A 16,251-nucleotide genomic window follows, 5' to 3' on the forward strand; every position below is an offset into this window, starting at 1 on the left:
TGATGTGGCTGGTGGCGAGGGGTCGGAGCGCCGTCCGACCCGGGTCAGCGCGCCGGCTTGGCCACGAGCGCCGTGCCTGTCCGGGTGCGCAGGTGTACGGCGGTGCGGCCCGTGCGGCGGGTCGTCACCAGCCCCGCACCGCGCAGGGCGCCGAGGTGCTGGGAGACGGCGCTGGCGGTGACACCCAGGCGGGCGGCGAGGTCGGGGGTGCTCAGCGGTTCGCCGAGCTCGGCGAGCAGTGCGGCGCGGGTGCGGCCGAGGACGGCGGTGAGGCCGGCGGAGGTCGGGCGGGGCTGTTCCCAGAGCAGTCCGACGCCGGACGCCGGGTAGCGGATGGAGGCGGCGGTGCGCGGGGAGTAGTCGACGATCACGTCCGGCCAGCCGAAGACGGACGGCATCAGCACCAGCCCGTGCCCGCCCGCCTCGACCGTCCACACCGCACCCGGGCGGCGGCGCCCGTGCACCACCAACTCGCCCTCGCGCCACACCACATCACCGTGCAACTGGGCGAAGAGCCCCTCCACTCCGCCGTCCACCAGCGCCACCGCGCGCCGGCCCAGGTCCGCCTCCAGCACGGCCCGCATCCGTCCCCAGTGCGGGGCCACCAGTCGGGCGTGGCAGCGCGTCAGCGCATCGGCGACCCGTTCCAACAGCACCGTCGGCCCCGGCAGCTTCGCGGCCCGGGCACCCAGCGCGGCGGCGCACTCCGCCACGACGTATGCCGGGTCCGTCGCCCGCAAGCCCGCCAACTCGGCCTCGAACGCCGGCAAGCGCTCCTGCGGCACCGGAAACAGGAACGACGGCAGGCAGCCTTCGAGCAGTGTCCGCAGCAACGGCAACTCCGACTCCCCAGCCAGCACCGGCTGCGCCTCGCGCACCCACGGCAGGTGCACCTCGTGCCCGCCGACACCGAGCGCCGCCCGCACTCCGAGCACCGTCTCGGCCAGCGGCGACACCGCGAGCCGTACCCGTGCCACCTCGGCCGCCGAGAGCCGGATCTCCACCGCCATGTCCGCCCCGCCCTCTGATCGTTTAGCCGTGGCTGAACGATAGCCGGATCCGGCCGCCGGCCCACAGGCTGTCCGCCATGGAGTTCTTCACCTCGTACGACGGAACCACGCTCGCCTTCCGTACCCTCGGCGACGGCCCGCCACTGATCTGCCTCCCCGGCGGCCCCGGCCGCGCAGCCGACTACCTCGGCGACCTGGGCGGCCTGTCCGCCCACCGCACCCTGATCCTGCCCGACACGCGCGGCACCGGCGGCTCGGCGATGCCCGCCGACCTGGCCACCTGCCGAGTCGACCGCCTGGTAGCCGACGTCGAGGCGCTGCGCCACCACCTCGGCCTGGACCGCGTGGACCTGCTCGGCCACTCCGCCGGCGGCAGCCTGGCCATGCTCTACGCCGCCGCCCACCCCGACCGGCTCACCAGCCTGACCCTGGTCACCCCCTCGTTCGCCGCCGTCGGGCTGCCCTCCGACACCGGCGTGGATGAGGTGATCGCCGCCCGCGCGGCCGAGCCCTGGCACGCGGAGGCCGTGACGGCACACCGGCACATGAAGACCGCGAACACCTTCGCCGAGGCCGCTCCGTACCGATTCGCGTTCGAGCCGCTGATGTACGGCCGCTGGGACGACGCCGCCCGCGCCCACGCCGCCGCCGACCCCGCCCAGCGTTCGCTCCCCGTCAGCGAGCACTACTACAAGGACTACACGCCCGACAGCCAGGAACTCCGGCGCCGCCTGGGCGCTCTGCCCAGCCCGGTGCTGCTCCTCGCGGGCGAGGTGGACCTGTGGCCCACCGCCAAGTCCGCCGCCGATGCCGCGTCACTCTTCCCCGAGGCGAAGCTCGCCATCCAGCCGGGCGCCGGCCACTACCCGTGGCTGGACGACCCACAGGCGTTCACAGCGAAGGTAGAGGGCTTCCTTTCCGAAGTCAGCTGACAGCTCGCGCCGACCAGCGCGCTGCCACCGCGGCGCAACTTGTGTGATCACGCCGAGTCATGAATCTGACGGCGCAGCGGTTGGCCGAACCCTGCTGCTGCGCCAGGTGAAACGTTGATCTTCGACTGCGACCCGGTGGCGGCCTGGTGGGGCCTGACCTATGCGCCGTGACCATTCGTCAGCCTGCGCGTTGGGACCGAGGAGGATCTCCATGGCAGAAGGAAGGATCACTGTGCTGAGGCGCATGAGCCGGGTCGTGGTGGCGGTCGGGGTGCTGCTTGCGCTGGCCCCCGCAGGCCACGCAAGTGCAGCGGATGAGCAGAGGTTGCCCGACTTCTTCTGGAAGAACGGCGCGGAGGCCGCAGGCCCCGATACGTGCCCGAAGGGCTACTTCTGCCTGTATGCCGACCCCGACTTCAACTACACGACGAACGAGTGGGGCGGCTATGAGAAGCCGACGGGCGGCAACATGTTCGCCACTCGGGTGGCGGTTGCCAACCTCGGACAGGGCATGAACGATCGGGCCTCCTCCCTGGTCAACAACACCGGCAGACCCATGCGGATCTATGAGGACGCGGACTACCGCGGTCACGAGCACCGAATCGGAACTGTCCGCAGCCACTTCCGCACACTGCGACCGGCTCCGTCCCACACCAGTAGCGAGCGGTACGGACCCGAGGTGGGCTTCGACTGGAACGACAAGATCAGTTCCGTGCGGGCCTGAAGCGCCCGGCACTGGCAGCATTCGGCACGTGAGCCCTGCCGGCTTCCGTTCAGGGAGCGGTCGCCGTCACCCTTCCCGAACGCCTAGGCACTCAGCGGTCCCGGACTCCCCGGCCTCCCCGCTCTGGCCGGACTCCCGATCTAGGACGTACCCGGCCGCGCTACCCCGGCCCGGACCAGGACCGTGGACCGGCCCTGGTCTGGGCCGGGGCGGTGTACCAGCCCCGATGTGCCCGCAGGTCGTTGACTTAGCGTGATCACACGACTTGTGCCAGAGCCCGATCTCGTGAACAAAGCCACACGCTCATCCCACGCCCGTGGGGGCAGCTGGTCTTACATCCGATGCGTCCTCAGGGCGAGTGCTCCTCCCCGTATCCCGCAGGGAACCGCAGGTGGCGGTCTCTGCCCGGGCCGCCACCGAGGGGCGGGTCAGTGGTGGACGGTGAGGTTGTCTGCGGGTGGGGGCGTGGTGGCGGTGTGGTCCTCGCCGGTGCTCAAACAGCCCAGCGGCGAGCCGGAGCAGCCGAGGACGGTTGCTGCGCTGGCGCCTCCGGCTCCGGCTCCGGCTCCGGCTCCGGCTCCGGCTCCGGCTCCGGCTCCGGCTCCGGCTCCGGCTCCGGCTCCGGCTCCGGCGACCAGGATCGTCCCGGTCAGTGCCGCGCCCGCGAGCATCAGCGCGGACAGCTTCCTCAACGTTTGAACAGCCATGGTCAACTCCTTGTCAGGTTGTCCGAACCCATCGGTCGGCTTGGTCGTTGGACTAGACCTTTCCCGAGCGATCTCCTGGAAAACGTTCGACACTCTCAAGGACCGGCCATCCCAACCCGCTACCCCTGCGATGTCTTCAGCGCGTTTATCTTGTCTTTTATGTTCTCGGCCTTGGGTGCAAGAAGACGTGCAACGACATTTCAGGACGGTACGAGCCGGTGGCGCTCCCCCAGGTCCGTGAAATCCCGTCACCCGCACAAGCCGGCCTGACCGCATGTCCGGATGACTGGAGAGGTGCACGACCACAACGAGGGCTCGCCCGAGTACCTGATCCAGGCGGGGACCATCCGTGACATCTACCTGGGCGGTGCCTCGCGCTCCTGCCGGCGTGGGCGCTCTGCTTCCCGCGATGCCGAGAGCGACGTGTTGGACGGGCTGGCTCGTCAGGTCCTGGATCAGTGGCGTGACGAGGCCAATGTCCGCGGGCTGTGGGACCGGGCACCGCTGGCGGTCCCGTGAGAGCTGGAGCAGGGTGAGCGGATCGGGCTGGAGGAGTTGGTCGCAAGGTCCGGTCGGCTCGGTGCTCCCGGCGCCCCTCATGGACGGGCTCGCGGCAGCCGTGTACGGGACGAAGGGGTCCGATCCTCAGGAGCTGCTCGATGAGGAACGGCTGCCTACGGAGTCCCACATCAAGGGCCACCTCCTGGACGGGCTCATTACGGCGTTCTACTCCCGGGGGCCGTGGCCGTCCTACCTGCCCGGGGACGGGGGCCGCTGGACGTACGAGAACGCGGACAGGTACTGGCGAGCTTCCCGGTCGCAAAGCTGATCGCGGCTCTCGGCTCGTCTCCCGCTCTGCCCAGACTCGGTGTCCTCGGGAGCGTCCAGGTGCTCAGCGCAGTCGCGTCCATGGCCGTCATCGCGTCCGCCCTCGGGAGGGTCCTCACGAGGCACCTGTTCAGCGGCTTCGGCGAACGCCGTCGGAGGCAGTTCGCCGGTGTCCGGGGCAGCATGCTCCTGGCACTGGGGGCCATGGCGACGGCAGTTGTCGGCGTGGCCGTGCCTGGCAGCACATCGGCGACGGTGCGTGTCTTCGTCCTCCCCGTGCTCTCCGGCGTGCTCCTGACGCGACCGGCGGAATCCGACGCGGGGATCAGGGCGAGACTGCTGCTGAGTGGCGAGCGGAGGATCGCTCTGATCGAGGCCGCCGTGGTTGCACCGGTCATCGCCGTCACCTCGCTGGCGTTCTTCCACTGGCTCGACGGCGACCCTTGGCTCATCGCCGGCAGCCTCGTCATCGCCGACTGCTGCTCGGCCGCCCTCCTGCTGGCCCTCAGCCGTTGGGGGCGCTGGACTGCCACACGTTTGCGTCTGGCTGTCCGCTCCTGTCTGCCGTGGGACGTCCTCGGTTTCCTTGAGGACGCCCGTCAGCTTGGGCGTGCTGCGGCAGGTCGGCGGGGCCTACCAGTCGTGGTCTCACCGATGTCCTCGCGAGGGGCTCCGGGCCGACTGGCACCAGTCCTGGATGCTCTTGCTGAATCGGTGGCCCATGGCGTTCGGTGTGCTCGGTGTGGTCGGTCTGGATGCGCTCGCCCTAAGGGCGGTGGCGACGCGGCTGCGTATCGGCGCCGAGGCCGTCGAGCTGAACGAGGGCCGCAGGTTGCGGCTGCGGTGGGAGGACACAGCCGCGGTGCAGGTGCGCCGGATCCGTCCGCGTCACGCCAAGTGCCACTCCCCCGGGCTGAGCATTTCGTACTGCCTGGCGGTGAGTCCGAAGCCCGGCCGGGCGACGCCCGCGTTCCTGACGGACCAGGACGGCTGGGTGTGTGTCTGGGATCTGGGGCCCATCGAGGTGGTGCCGCTGGAGCTGGAGGAAGCGTTGTCGAAGTTCGCCAGCGACCTCTGGCGTCGCAAAAGCTGAGGCCGCGGAGCCGTTCCGGGCGGGTGATGGTGCGTCGGGCCGCCGCGGTCTGGCGGGGTGCTCGGAATTTTCCGCGGAAAATTCCGAGCACCCCGAGCCCAGTCTTGCTCATGACCGGGTCCTCGTGGGCACTCCCCCACCGACCCACATGCGGACGGGCTCGCCGAGCACCGCGGCTCCTCGCGAGCCATTGCAGGAATTTTCCGCAGAAAATTCAAGGCTGTCAGCAGGCATCACAGGCTCTCGGGAGCACTCCCCCGCGTTCGACTGGCGGGCGCGCCGGTACCCGTGTGGAGGTCGGATCGAGGGCGAAGGCCCTCCGGAATTTTCTGCGGAAAATCGACGGATCGGCCGCTCCCCCGGCCCCTTACGGCATCTGACCATCGGCCATGTCGGCAGCGGCTGTGCCGTCCTCCTCCGGCCAGCGGCCCTCGATGTGGAGTTGGATGAGCGCAGCGTGGGAGAGCGGACTGGACGGGTCGGCGACGTCCCCGTTGGTGGTGTAGTCCAGGAGGACGACGTCCTCCTTGCTCCGCAGCAGCTCGACCAGGTCAGCGACACGGTGCTCAAGGATCCAGCGGTAAGCCGGCAGGTAGATCCGGCGTCGGGCCGTTTCGTAGGGCAGAAGCCGATCGCCGTGCAGCCCGGCGCGGTGGCCGAGGACGGGGCCGTATCGGCGCACCGTCCGCTTCAGGCCCACCATCGTGGTGACCGTGAGCTTCGCGGGGTCGACGTCGGAGTCCTGGAAGACCTTGAGGGCCTGCCAGATCCCCTCCACGGACTCGCTGCTCACTCCGTCGCTGTAGGGGACCGGGATACCGCCGTGCGGATAGAACGGGCTCAACCGGACCCACGGATCCGGGGCCTTCGAGGTCACGTCGATGATCTCCGCGCCGGGGAACGCGGCGGTCAGTGACGCCGGTGAACGGCGACGGCTGGCGATGCGGATCGACATGTGACGGCCCCCTGTGTGCGATGACGTGAGGCGCTGATCATCTCCGATGCCACTGACAATCCCTCGCGAGCGAAGTGGTTCCAACGGCTCAGCCGACGTGGGGTTTGGCAACAGGCCTGCCGACATCCCCCCGGCTGGCTCGGCCCTCGGGTGAGATCTGCCGCCGCCTCGGGCGCGGCTCGTAGCCACGCTCGGGGGTGACTCCACGCGCCGGGCTGGGGCAGGGGTCCGGAATTTTCCGCGGAAAATTCGCGCCGACGCTACTCGTGCGGTCGGTCCGGAGGTTGCCCTGTGCCCAGCTCCCAGTTCAGGCTCACGGAGACCGGGCGACCGATGGCTGCCGCGGATCGGCGTTCCTGGATCAATCGCCGGTGCTGCCCCAGAAGCACAGCTCCACTGGTCGGCCGTCGTCGCCGTGGACGATCGTGCAGCAGCCGGAACCGCGGCCGAACGGCGGGAACCACCCGTCACCGGCGCGTTCGACGGCCTGCCTGACGACCTCCCGCGAGGGCGTGGCCGTCCCGAACAGCTCGATGACCTCCGGTCCTTCGACCACCCTGACGTCGCCGTGTTCCTCCGTGTCGGAGTCGCAGCGGACCACGCGGTCGACATCGAGCACCGAGTGTGCAGCCTCCTCCTCCAGCCAGCCGCTCTCCATCAATGCGCCCAAGGTCCCGACGCCTTCGTCCCGGTAGTACTCGGCATCGCGCGAGAAGACCTCCTCACGCAGACCGTCCAGCGCGGCCTGCTCGCTCGGTTGAAAGGGCGTGAAGTACAGCCAGCCACTTGCTCCCATGCGGGTGACCATATCGAGGGCCTACGACAAGAGCCGGGGTCCGCAGCCACTCCCATGCGGCCCCCCTACGACGGGCTGGTGGGTGTCGGGGGCGGGCCGAGGCACCTGGCGTACCTCGCGGCCCCGGCCCGGGTCCGGCCGTGGGAGTGGTGCGAATCGCGCAGAGAATTTTCTGCGGAAAATTCGGAGGCAGCCGGATATGGGACCTGCGGCCGGGTCACTGCTTCAGGGGGTCATCGATGGGGGAGAGCAGGTCGGTACGACCGCCGATGGCCGACGTGCGTGAGGTAGATCGACCGTCGCCATGGCGTCGCGAGGCCCCGGATATTCCGCAGAAAATTCGGAGCCCCCGGCAGTCGTCTTCACGAGATGGCTGCGAGGGCCGTACTGGCCTCCGTTCGACCCGAGTCAATGAGGGATCACCGGCTCTCCAGGCGCGGAATTTTCTGCGGAAAATCCGGGACCCTTCGGTGCGCCCCGATGGGATCAGCGGTGCAAGGCGTCCACCGTGTCCGCGCCGACTCGGTGATCCTGAACCAGGACATGGCCAGGCCCTGGCGGCACGACGCAGTCCGGGTCATGCAGGTCCAGGTTCGCGAGGTGGTCCTTGCCGATAGCGGACAGGATGTCCGGCGCCAGGCTCGCCAAGCTCTGTTCCCCCGGGACTGCCGCAAAGAACTTCCGCGGATGTCGGCGGAGCTTGCGCCGAAGTCCGGACGGTCGATCGTGAGCTTGTCGTACGGGTGTTCCACCATGACCCCGACGCTAATGCGGTGGCCTGACTCTCGAACCGGAAACGGTGACACTTCCCGCCGGCCGTCTGAGGGCACGGCTGCGTACGGAGCGGTGGAGGAGGCGGTCGGCGCCACTGCGCCGGACGAGGTCTAACTGGACTCACCAGGCTGGTCTGCCGTGGTCGCAGCGACTGCCCGGTTGGCGCAGGTCCGGCCCTCACCTCTCGTACGTCAAGAATTTTCCGCGGAAAATCGATGACTCGGCGGCCGGTACAGCCAACGGTTCCGGCTCCCCCAGCTGCTCCCCCAGCTGCTGGAGGATATCCAGCGAAAGGTAGCGCGACCGACCTGCGCGAGGTCGAGTACCGAAAGGCTGGCCAGATCTCCGAGCAAGCAGTGCGCCCGAGCAAGCTCTTGAGCGAGGGCGAGGTCCGTTTGTTGCGACGGGCCCTCGGCGAATGGGACGGGCCGGCGCGGTGCAGCGACCAGCTCGCCATCGGCATGGGGTTCGCGGACGCTGAGAACTTGCGCGATCAGTGCCACGTCCTGCGGACGCTCTGGGCGACGATGTTCCGCTCAAGCCGGTCGATTGGGCGCGGACCCTTCTGGCCACGAAGATCGTCTTCGTCAGCGACCTCGCCGGCTCGGGCGTGGAATGGCCCACGACGACAGGAATCAGTGATGAGGCGACTCTCCGGATCCCGAGGGAGATCCAACGAAAGCTGGCCAGGACCGTGAGCCCCTACTACGGAAAGCATCCGAGCGCATAGCCGAGGCCGTCCGTCACCTCGACCCGACAGCCGTGCCGGCAGCAGTCCGGCTGTCGTCCGTGGGCCATCACTGACGATCCAGGCGATACCGGCGGGGCCCAGCGACACCGACCATGGCAGCCTGGGGCCTCCGAGCTGACGTGCCGGTGGTGGGGGAGTCGGTCAGGAAGGGCTCCGGAATTTTCCGCGGAAAATCGTGTCGAGCCACGGCGGCCGGGGGAGTGGGTGTGGCACGGCTGATGCCGCCGAGCAGTGACCCCTTTCCGTCTCGGACGACGCCCTCGTAGTGACCGCGAATCGGCTTCGGATTTTCCGCGGAAAATCCGGAGCCCGTGGAAGCCGTCTTCGAGGACTGGTCTCAGGCGGCCGTACCGCCCGCCCTCCGGCCCATGGGTCCGAGCGTTCCACGGCTCTCCGAGGCTCGGAATTTTCTGCGGAAAATCCTCGGGTCGGAGCCTCGGGGCGGCGGCAGCAGGTGGTGGGGGAGTGGGCCGGGGCAGCCCCTGGAGCGGGGGCAGCGCCCACCCGAGGCGCCCAGGGAAATCCGCTGGGCCTGCCGTGGGGCGGCCAGTACCGTACGGGCCTACGGGGACGAGCTCTGGGGGTGACGTGATGCGGCCGGTGTTGCTGGTGGATGTGGACGGCCGCTGAATCCGTATGCGGCGAAGCCGCACCGGCGGCCCGAGGGGTATGTGACGCACCGGCTGATGACGCCGCGGTGGGAGGCGGCTGAGCGGAGTCGGCTCGCTGCGTGGGGTCTTCCCCACAAGGCGCCGAAGGCTCTGCGGGTCTGGCTCAATCCGGCGCACGGGCCCGCGCTCGCCGCGCTGCCGTTCGACCTGGTGTGGGCGACGACGTGGGAGGAGGAGACCGATGCCTTCCTCGCGCCGCTCCTGGGGCTGCCCACGATGCCGTTCATCGCCTGGTCCGATCCGCGGCCCGAGCCCCGGGGCGGCGTGTTCTGGAAGACGCCGGAGATCGTGGCCTGGGCGCAGGGCCGCCCGTTCGCCTGGGTGGACGACCACATCACGGAGGCGGACCGCAGCTGGGTGCAGGCCCACCACGGTGGCCCGGCGCTTCTTCACCATGTCGATCCGAAGGCCGGGCTGACGGCGGAGGACTTCGCTGTTCTGGCGGACTGGGCGCGCTGGCCGGCCTGACCCCGCCGGACCGAGGCACCCCGGAGAACCGCCCCCTACTGGACCGGGCCGGCCACCGTTTCGATGGGCAGGAGCGGCCATTTCGGCTCCGGCCGGGTGAGGCTCGCCAGCTCCTCCGACGCTTCGGCACCGTCCCGGACGGCCGCGACGTAGGCCTTCGCGTCCGCCAGGGTCAGCTTCGGGGCCTGCTTGCGCACGTGGTTCATCGCGGCCACGACTCCGGCGGAACGGACGAGCTCACGAGCGGCGGCGGCCAGTGGGTCGGGCAGCCTGATGCCCTTGACCTCCAGGAGGTACTGCTCCTCCCAGCCCTCGTTCTCGAACCAGACGGCAGGCACGTAGTGGATGCTCCCGTCGTACAGGTCGACCAGGTAGTGGCCGCCGACGAAGCTTCCGCGGACGTGACGGGCGCGGGCCTGCTCCGCCGAGCGCCAGAAGACGAGCCAGCCGACCGTCCGCTCCTCCAGGTGGTAGATCTCCGGCGTGGGGGGAGACCCCGCCCATCGCCAGGTCGGCAGCTCTCTGGCCAGGTAGGACTCGACGAGTTCGACGGCGCGTTCCTTGGAGATCACGGCCTCATCATTCACCACCGGTCAACCGGTTTCGCGGGTGTTCCGCTTCCTCCCGGGCGCCGAGGAGGAGGGAGCCGCGGCGCCAGTCGCTGGGTGCCTGGCGGGGCCGGGCGCGGATGGCTTCGGGGACGTCCCGGCAGCCCTCGCTGCTGAGCTGCGAGGGGTGCTGCGCGCCGAACTCCCGGGCGTACTTGCCGCAGCAGGGGAAGCGGTAGATGTCGGCATAGCCGTCCCGGGCGCCTGTCGCCTGGACGTGTGCGGCGCGCTGGGGGTGCCACTTCTTGGCCTCGATCCGCAGCAGGGACCTCAGGTAGTCGGTCATCTGCCGGAACTCCTCGCGGTGGAACGGATGGACGGAGGCCTCGTGCTGCTCCCTGAGCCTGATCTCCGCAAGCAGGTACGGTTCGACGATCTCGCGCAGTTCGTCCAGCCTGGCGCGTTGGATCTCGGCGACCAGGCGGACCTCCTCCTCCTGCTCCCGGCCGGCGCGCAGGAAGGAGAGCACGACGTCGGGCAGGCGGCCTGCCTCGGCGGGCCTGCGCGCCGCCCACTCCTCGGCCTCCTGCAGGGCGCTGCCGCGCAGCAGGTGGCCGGCGGGTCGGCCCGCCGTGTGCCAGCGCCGGGCCGCGGCGGTCACCTGGGTGGCCATTCGGTACCAGCGGACGTCGTGCCGGAGGGCGTCCATCAGTAGCTGTAACGCGGCGGCTTCGTGCTGGGAGGCGGCTTCGTGCTGAGCGATCGCGTCGTGCTCGGCGACCGCTTCCGCTTCGGCGAAGCTGACCTTCACGTTGAGCGCCGCGAGCCGGGGTGGGATCTTCCGGTAGTCGACAGGCCGGAAGAGCACGGGGATCAGTCGCTTCCCGATGGCCTGGGTGAAGGCGATCTCCTCCTCGCAGACCCGGGAGCGCGCGGAGTCGGGGGAGACGACGAAGACGACGACATCCGCTGCGGTGATCATCTCTTCGACGCGGGTCCACCAGGCGTCCTCCGCCGAGATGCCCGTGTCGACGCCCAGTCGGTCGTCGGTCGACAGGTCGTAGTCGACGAGGAAGCCCTGTTCCTTCAAGCAGTCGGCGAGCCAGGAGACGAAGCGGGAGTCCCGGCGGGAGTAGGACACGAACACCCGGGTCTGCTGCCCGGAATCTCGTCGCACCAGGGGACCTCGCTCTCTCAGTCGCTGTCATCAGTCGCTGTGATCGGTCGCTGTGATCGGTCGCTGTGTCATCAGTCGCTGTGCGCTGCGGCGGCATCGATGACGCCGTATCCATGACATGGATCGCGGAAAGCGGCGGGCCTGTCAACAGGGCCCAGGGCAGGGCTCAGGGGTGGACCGACGGCCGGCCTGGTGGACGGTCTCGGGCGTGGGTGGGCCCCCGGTTAGGCTGAAGCCGCACGTCAATGGCCGTGGGCGGCCGGGGAGGGTTCTGGACGGTGGAGAAGATGGGCGAGCTGGACGACCTGCGGGCGCGGCTGGCGGCGCTGGAGGCGGAGGTCGGTCGCCTGCGCGAGGAGTCCGCGTCGACGCGCGCAGGGGCGAGGGCGACGACGCCGGCAGTGACGGCAACAGCGACTGAAGCGACCGAAGCGCAGACAACAGCGGCCAAGAGGAGCAGGGCGAGCAAAGCGGCCAGACCGACGGCCAAAACGGCGGTCGAAACGGCGGTCGATCGGCGCAGTACGGGGGCGGTCCCGGACGCCGGCGACCGTACCCGGGTGCCGGCCGCCGCCCCCGCGGACCGGGTCGAGCAGCCTCAGTCGCTGACCCACCTCGCCGATGCCATCGGGGTCATGGTCTCCGGACGCCAGGTCGGCCAGGTCGGCCAGATCGACCAGGTCAGCCACGTCGGCCAGGTCCGCCGGGCCAACCAGAGCGACCGAAGCGACCGGAGCGACCGAAGCGACCCAACCCAGCAAGCCGAGCAGACCCAGGTGCTGCGAATCCCCGCCCGGGCCCTGGAGGCCCGGACCATCAGCACGCCCGTCGCCGGGCACGGCCAGTTCCTGGAAAGCCTGCTGTCAGGTCAGGCCGTCCTCCCGGGGGAGCCGCACCGAGAGGGCCGGTAGGCACGCAACGCACTACGGCGGTGGGGTGCAGTCCGGGTTCGGACTGCACCCCACCGCCGTGCAGAGGCCCGACAGAGGCCCAGCAGAAGCCTTGAAGAAAGCCCGACGAAGGACGAAGGCCCTCAGGCCTTGGGAAGCGTTATTCCCAGTTCGAGCATCGCCGGCGAGGCCGGGCCGCCCTCGGAGCGTTCGGTCTTGTAGCCCTTGACGCCCGGGGCGACGGTGCGCGGGTCGACGGCCTCGGAGGGGGCGCCGGTGGAGTAGAGGCCTTCGGGGTCCTGGTCGCGGTCGTGGGGGAGCAGCCAGAAGACGCGGCGGCGGAAGGTGCCGGAGGCGCGGGAGGACTTGGCGTCCGGTCCGAGGATGGCGTAGCCGACCATCCGGCCGTCCCGGTGGTAGGCGGGGCGGCCGCGGCGGGTGGTGAGGCGGTCCAGCGACTGACGGACGTAGTCGAGGTCGGAGGTGTCCTCCAGCCAGACGAGGTCGGTTTCGTGGGCGAGCTCGGCCGGGTCGATCAGCGCGCTCACGCGTTCTGCTCCTCTGTGTCGTCGGTGATCAGGCCGATGCCCGGGTAGTACTTGCGGCTGTTGGACAGGACCATCTCCTTGGGAGACGTCATACCCAGTGTCTCGCGGACTCGTGCGGCGAAGGCACGCCCGGAAACGGGATTGGCTCCCTCGAAGCCGCACCAACGGGTGTAAGCGCCGAAGAGCTGGGACTGTTCGGCACGCATGCCCTCGCCCGTGACGCAGGCCTCCTTGAGGAAGCGACCGACGTGGTCCTCGGTCTCCGCGTAGGCGGTGGTGGCGACCTGGACGCGCTGGGGGCCGGCGAGGTCCTTCTCACCGGCGAAGTAGCGGCGGGCTCCGTCGATGAGCCAGGCGAGGATACCGGGGCCCTCCTCGGCGACGAGGACGTGGGCCAGGTTGTCGATCTTGCGTTCCTCGGGGACGACCCGTTCGAACGGGATCAGGCGCATGCGGCGCCAGAAGGCGAAGCCGCCGGTGCCGACCTCGGGGCGGTGGTTGCCGAGCAGCCAGAGCTTGTGGGTGGGCTCGAAGGAGAAGAAGTCCTGGCGCATCCGGCGGGCCTTGATCTTGTCGCCGCCGGTGAGCAGCTTGACCCGGGCCTCGTCGAAGCGGTCGCCGGGCTTGAGCTCGGAGCAGACGATGATGCGCCGGCCGTGGAGTTCGGCGAGGTCGGTGGGGTGGCCGTCGAAGGTCTTGGCCATGAGGAAGCCGGGCGGGGCCGCGTCGGCGTAGTCGCCCAGGAGCTGGATCATGACGTCGAGGAGGACGGACTTGCCGTTCTTGCCCTGGCCGTAGAGGAAGGGCATGACCTGGGCGCCGACGTCGCCGCTGATCGAGTAGCCGAGCAGCAGGTGGAGGAAGTCGCGGGTCTGCCGGCCTTCCTTGTCGTCGCCGAAGGTGTCGGTGAGGAAGCGGTCCCAGCGGGGGGTACGCATCCGGGCCGGGGCGAGGGTGGTGGAGCGTGAGTGGTGGTGGACCTTCGGGTCGGGCGGGACGATGGCGCCGGTGCGCAGGTCGACGACGCCGCCGGGGGTGCACAGGGCGTAGGCGTCGGCGTCGAGGAGGGAGGCGTTGAGGACCATGCCGGGGGCGGACTTGGCCTGGGCCAGCATGGCGTTCATGCCGGAGGTGGACAGGGCTCGGCGGCGGTGCCGGCGCAGGTCGGTGTTGGTGTAGACGCCGCGGGGGTCGTGGTTGGCGATGCTCTCGGCCATCTCGCCGGCGGCCCACAGGACGGTGTCGTCCTCGTCTAGCTGCCAGCGGTGGGTGGACCAGCGGTACCAGCCGATGCCGGGGACGTGGCGGTAGTCGCGGCCGTAGAGGTGGACGAAGAGCTTGGCGTTGCCGCGGTCGGAGAGGGAGTCGGGCAGCAGGCCGTGCGGGCTGGCCTGCGGGTCCGCTTCACGGCCTGCCTCACGGCCCGCCCGCGGCTCGGCCGACGTTCGGGAGGAGGCCCGGGCGGGGGCCTTGGCAGGCGCGCTCGGGGCGCTCGGCGCACTCGGGGGGCTCTGAGGGCTCGGGGGGCTCTGAGGGCTCGATGGGGTTGCCAACGCTCCCGGGTCACTGTGGAAGGGCTGCACGGGCGCCTGGGGCGGCGCCTCGGGAGCCTCGGGAGTGTCGGGAGTGTCGGGAGTGTCGGCCTCGGCCCCGGAGTCGAGCAGGCTCTCCTGGACGGCGCTGCCGTGCCAGGGGGCCTGGGACGGGCCGGGAACCGGTGGGTACTCCAGGATCTGCTGGGCTGCGGCCACGGGGTCGAAGACCGTCCTCTTGCGGGTGCTGTCGGTCATCCGCGGGCCTTCCCGATGTGCAGGGGCTGCCGGGCGCCGGCGGCGAGGCCGGAACGGATGACGGCGGAGCTGTGTCGGTCCTGGGTGGGGCGGGCGGTGCGGGCGGCGTCGAGGAGGAGCTGTTCGGCGTCGCCGTGGGTCAGGTGTCCGGCGGAGACGAGGCCTCCGACGGTGTACGCGGCACGGTTGAGCTTGCCGGTGAAGCCGGCTCCCTCCGGCGTGGTGGCGCAGTCGGTCACGTCCTGCAGGACGGTGTCGAGGATGCGTTCGGCTCCGCGCTTGCCGCCGCCGGCTGCCACGACGGCCTGCCGGGCACGGTCGGGCACGGGGGGCTGGGCGGTGGGTCGGGTCTCCGGCCTGTCCTTGAGGTGTCCGGTGCGAACGAGTTCCTCGCTGAGCCAGCGGGGGAGCGGGGCGGGCATCCAGGCGCCGGGGAGAGCGGTGTAGGTGCCCGCGCTGGTGGTGGTTCCCGGGGCGACGATGTAGCCGCCGTGGGCACGGACGTCGACCTGCCAGGCGAGGGCCCGACCGGTGGAGGACCCCGTGGAGCAGGTGAAACGGAGGTCGGCGTCGTCGCGGTACCAGACGTGCATGCCACCGGAGGGCGTACGGATGCGAAGCGTGGAGGTGTCCTGGGCCGGGTCGGGGGAGCTGCGGAGAGCAGCCAGCAGGGCGAGCGTGTGGTAGCCGTTCTCCAGGCCGTCGAGGTTGACGTGCTCGTGGATCGGGATGCCGGGCAGGAGCCGGTCCCGGGCGGGGACGTCGCCGGGGTGGCTGTCGATGTCGATCACGACCAGGCCTGCCGGACCACAGGCGACGCCCGTACCGAAGTCGGGGTTGACGGTCCACCAGGCATTGATCACGTCCTGGTCGACGGTGGCGGCGTGGAAACCGTGGCACCAGCGACCGACCCGGGTGCACGGGCACTCGGCGGGGGAGTGCGGGGACTCCTGGCAGGCCTGGCAGTTCGCGGGTGGTGTCTTGCGCCCAGGGGCCAGCGGGTGGACCGGCCATCCCTGGGCAGCGCACCAGCGGGCGACGGCCGGCATGTCCGGCTGGCGGCTCGTTCGGTCGCTCCCCACGGCCTGCGGCGCCGTCACGCTCGTCCCTCCCCCTTGGTTCAGTAGCTCGTTCAGTAGCTGCTTCGGCTGTCCCCAGCCGCTTTCGGTCGCTTCAGTCGCTCGGTAGCTGTTCAGTCTTGGGTCGCTCGTTCGGTAGCTGAGCGCAAAAAGCCTGGTCACGGCACTGGTGTGTGCCGGATCAGCGACTGAAGCGACCGAAGTCCAGAAGATAGCTCACACAGACTATCGGAGCGAGGACGTACGGACCGGGAGTGACGAACCTTGCCGCGAAACTCAGCTACCGAACCGCGGGGGAGCTACCGAACCACTTCGGTCGCTGCTTTCGGTCCGGAGACGTTTTCGCAGGTCAAAGCGAGTTTTCCAACCAAACAGCGACTGAAGCGACTGAAGCCCGGGTCTATAACGCGCACACGCACACGGGAATGTCGTCATATACCCGAACTTGAGTCGCTTCGGTCGCTGAGAAGGCCGGTGAAACGCCTCTGACCTGGGGTTTTGTCCAGCGAC

At 70.0% G+C, this 16,251-nt stretch carries 15 protein-coding genes and 1 pseudogene; 6 read left to right on the forward strand and 10 right to left on the reverse strand.

Annotated elements, in window-relative coordinates:
* Window positions 1-44 precede the first annotated feature (44 nt).
* Complete coding sequence (locus BX285_RS32900) at window positions 45-1,010, reverse strand: DUF5937 family protein (protein ID WP_121179282.1); 966 nt, start codon at window positions 1,008-1,010, stop codon at window positions 45-47.
* 77 nt (window positions 1,011-1,087) lie between these two features.
* Between BX285_RS32900 and BX285_RS32905 the strand changes: the two genes are divergently transcribed.
* Together BX285_RS32905 and BX285_RS32910 are read left to right on the forward strand one after the other, a co-directional pair.
* Window positions 1,088-1,942 carry an alpha/beta fold hydrolase gene (locus BX285_RS32905; protein ID WP_121179283.1) on the forward strand — a complete coding sequence of 285 codons (855 nt, stop codon included), beginning with the start codon at window positions 1,088-1,090 and terminating at the stop codon, window positions 1,940-1,942.
* Window positions 1,943-2,153: 211 nt separating this feature from the next.
* The gene (locus BX285_RS32910; RefSeq protein WP_183107309.1) at window positions 2,154-2,666 is read left to right on the forward strand and encodes a peptidase inhibitor family I36 protein; all 513 of its coding nucleotides are present in this window, start codon (window positions 2,154-2,156) and stop codon (window positions 2,664-2,666) included.
* A gap of 428 nt (window positions 2,667-3,094) precedes the next feature.
* Here BX285_RS32910 and BX285_RS37660 read toward each other — a convergent pair whose 3' ends face one another.
* Entirely contained in the window at window positions 3,095-3,373 is a 279-nt protein-coding gene (locus BX285_RS37660; RefSeq protein WP_183107310.1) for a hypothetical protein, read from the reverse strand.
* A gap of 282 nt (window positions 3,374-3,655) precedes the next feature.
* Between BX285_RS37660 and BX285_RS32920 the strand changes: the two genes are divergently transcribed.
* Together BX285_RS32920 and BX285_RS32930 are read left to right on the forward strand one after the other, a co-directional pair.
* The gene (locus BX285_RS32920; protein ID WP_147465270.1) at window positions 3,656-3,892 is read left to right on the forward strand and encodes a hypothetical protein; all 237 of its coding nucleotides are present in this window, start codon (window positions 3,656-3,658) and stop codon (window positions 3,890-3,892) included.
* 1,030 nt (window positions 3,893-4,922) lie between these two features.
* On the forward strand, window positions 4,923-5,294 hold the full coding sequence (locus BX285_RS32930) for a hypothetical protein (RefSeq protein ID WP_147465271.1): 372 nt from the start codon (window positions 4,923-4,925) through the stop codon (window positions 5,292-5,294).
* 367 nt (window positions 5,295-5,661) lie between these two features.
* Here BX285_RS32930 and BX285_RS32935 read toward each other — a convergent pair whose 3' ends face one another.
* The 3 genes from BX285_RS32935 to BX285_RS37665 form a co-directional block, all read right to left on the reverse strand.
* Entirely contained in the window at window positions 5,662-6,249 is a 588-nt protein-coding gene (locus BX285_RS32935; RefSeq protein ID WP_097240604.1) for a DUF6939 family protein, read from the reverse strand.
* Window positions 6,250-6,610: 361 nt separating this feature from the next.
* Complete coding sequence (locus tag BX285_RS32940) at window positions 6,611-7,045, reverse strand: hypothetical protein (protein ID WP_147465272.1); 435 nt, start codon at window positions 7,043-7,045, stop codon at window positions 6,611-6,613.
* A 486-nt stretch (window positions 7,046-7,531) separates the two neighbouring features.
* Window positions 7,532-7,693: a hypothetical protein gene (locus tag BX285_RS37665; RefSeq protein ID WP_183107311.1), complete on the reverse strand. Its 162-nt coding sequence runs from the start codon at window positions 7,691-7,693 to the stop codon at window positions 7,532-7,534.
* A 1,468-nt stretch (window positions 7,694-9,161) separates the two neighbouring features.
* Between BX285_RS37665 and BX285_RS32955 the strand changes: the two are divergent.
* Window positions 9,162-9,709, forward strand: a pseudogene (locus tag BX285_RS32955) (hypothetical protein).
* A gap of 35 nt (window positions 9,710-9,744) precedes the next feature.
* Here BX285_RS32955 and BX285_RS32960 read toward each other — a convergent pair.
* Both BX285_RS32960 and BX285_RS32965 read right to left on the reverse strand, forming a co-directional pair.
* Window positions 9,745-10,281 carry a hypothetical protein gene (locus BX285_RS32960; RefSeq protein ID WP_121179290.1) on the reverse strand — a complete coding sequence of 179 codons (537 nt, stop codon included), beginning with the start codon at window positions 10,279-10,281 and terminating at the stop codon, window positions 9,745-9,747.
* Window positions 10,282-10,288: 7 nt separating this feature from the next.
* Window positions 10,289-11,434 (reverse strand): toll/interleukin-1 receptor domain-containing protein, encoded by a 1,146-nt coding sequence (locus BX285_RS32965; protein ID WP_183107312.1) that lies wholly within the window; start codon window positions 11,432-11,434, stop codon window positions 10,289-10,291.
* 287 nt (window positions 11,435-11,721) lie between these two features.
* Here BX285_RS32965 and BX285_RS32970 point away from each other — a divergent pair, with 287 nt between their 5' ends.
* Window positions 11,722-12,345 carry a hypothetical protein gene (locus BX285_RS32970; protein ID WP_147465273.1) on the forward strand — a complete coding sequence of 208 codons (624 nt, stop codon included), beginning with the start codon at window positions 11,722-11,724 and terminating at the stop codon, window positions 12,343-12,345.
* Between the two features lie 122 nt (window positions 12,346-12,467).
* Here the strand turns inward: BX285_RS32970 and BX285_RS32975 are convergent, their stop codons facing one another.
* From BX285_RS32975 to BX285_RS32985, 3 genes are read right to left on the reverse strand one after another with little or no spacing between them, the layout of a single operon-like run.
* Complete coding sequence (locus BX285_RS32975) at window positions 12,468-12,872, reverse strand: DUF6009 family protein (RefSeq protein WP_097240598.1); 405 nt, start codon at window positions 12,870-12,872, stop codon at window positions 12,468-12,470.
* Complete coding sequence (locus BX285_RS32980; RefSeq protein ID WP_121179293.1) at window positions 12,869-14,662, reverse strand: phage/plasmid primase, P4 family; 1,794 nt, start codon at window positions 14,660-14,662, stop codon at window positions 12,869-12,871. The genes BX285_RS32975 and BX285_RS32980 overlap by 4 nt, the downstream gene beginning before the upstream one ends.
* Window positions 14,659-15,762: a bifunctional DNA primase/polymerase gene (locus BX285_RS32985; protein ID WP_259470944.1), complete on the reverse strand. Its 1,104-nt coding sequence runs from the start codon at window positions 15,760-15,762 to the stop codon at window positions 14,659-14,661. The genes BX285_RS32980 and BX285_RS32985 overlap by 4 nt, the downstream gene beginning before the upstream one ends.
* Between the last annotated feature and the right edge of the window lie 489 nt (window positions 15,763-16,251).

The sequence above is a fragment of the Streptomyces sp. 1114.5 genome (assembly GCF_003635085.1).
GTDB lineage: Bacteria > Actinomycetota > Actinomycetes > Streptomycetales > Streptomycetaceae > Kitasatospora.

Coding starts and splice junctions, on each gene's coding strand:
- BX285_RS32900 (WP_121179282.1), bottom strand. CDS start 1,010: ATGGCGGTGGAGATCCGGCTCTCGGCGGCCGAGGTGGCACGGGTACGG.
- BX285_RS32905 (WP_121179283.1), top strand. CDS start 1,088: ATGGAGTTCTTCACCTCGTACGACGGAACCACGCTCGCCTTCCGTACC.
- BX285_RS32910 (WP_183107309.1), top strand. CDS start 2,154: ATGGCAGAAGGAAGGATCACTGTGCTGAGGCGCATGAGCCGGGTCGTG.
- BX285_RS37660 (WP_183107310.1), bottom strand. CDS start 3,373: ATGGCTGTTCAAACGTTGAGGAAGCTGTCCGCGCTGATGCTCGCGGGC.
- BX285_RS32920 (WP_147465270.1), top strand. CDS start 3,656: ATGACTGGAGAGGTGCACGACCACAACGAGGGCTCGCCCGAGTACCTG.
- BX285_RS32930 (WP_147465271.1), top strand. CDS start 4,923: ATGGCGTTCGGTGTGCTCGGTGTGGTCGGTCTGGATGCGCTCGCCCTA.
- BX285_RS32935 (WP_097240604.1), bottom strand. CDS start 6,249: ATGTCGATCCGCATCGCCAGCCGTCGCCGTTCACCGGCGTCACTGACC.
- BX285_RS32940 (WP_147465272.1), bottom strand. CDS start 7,045: ATGGGAGCAAGTGGCTGGCTGTACTTCACGCCCTTTCAACCGAGCGAG.
- BX285_RS32970 (WP_147465273.1), top strand. CDS start 11,722: ATGGGCGAGCTGGACGACCTGCGGGCGCGGCTGGCGGCGCTGGAGGCG.
- BX285_RS32980 (WP_121179293.1), bottom strand. CDS start 14,662: ATGACCGACAGCACCCGCAAGAGGACGGTCTTCGACCCCGTGGCCGCA.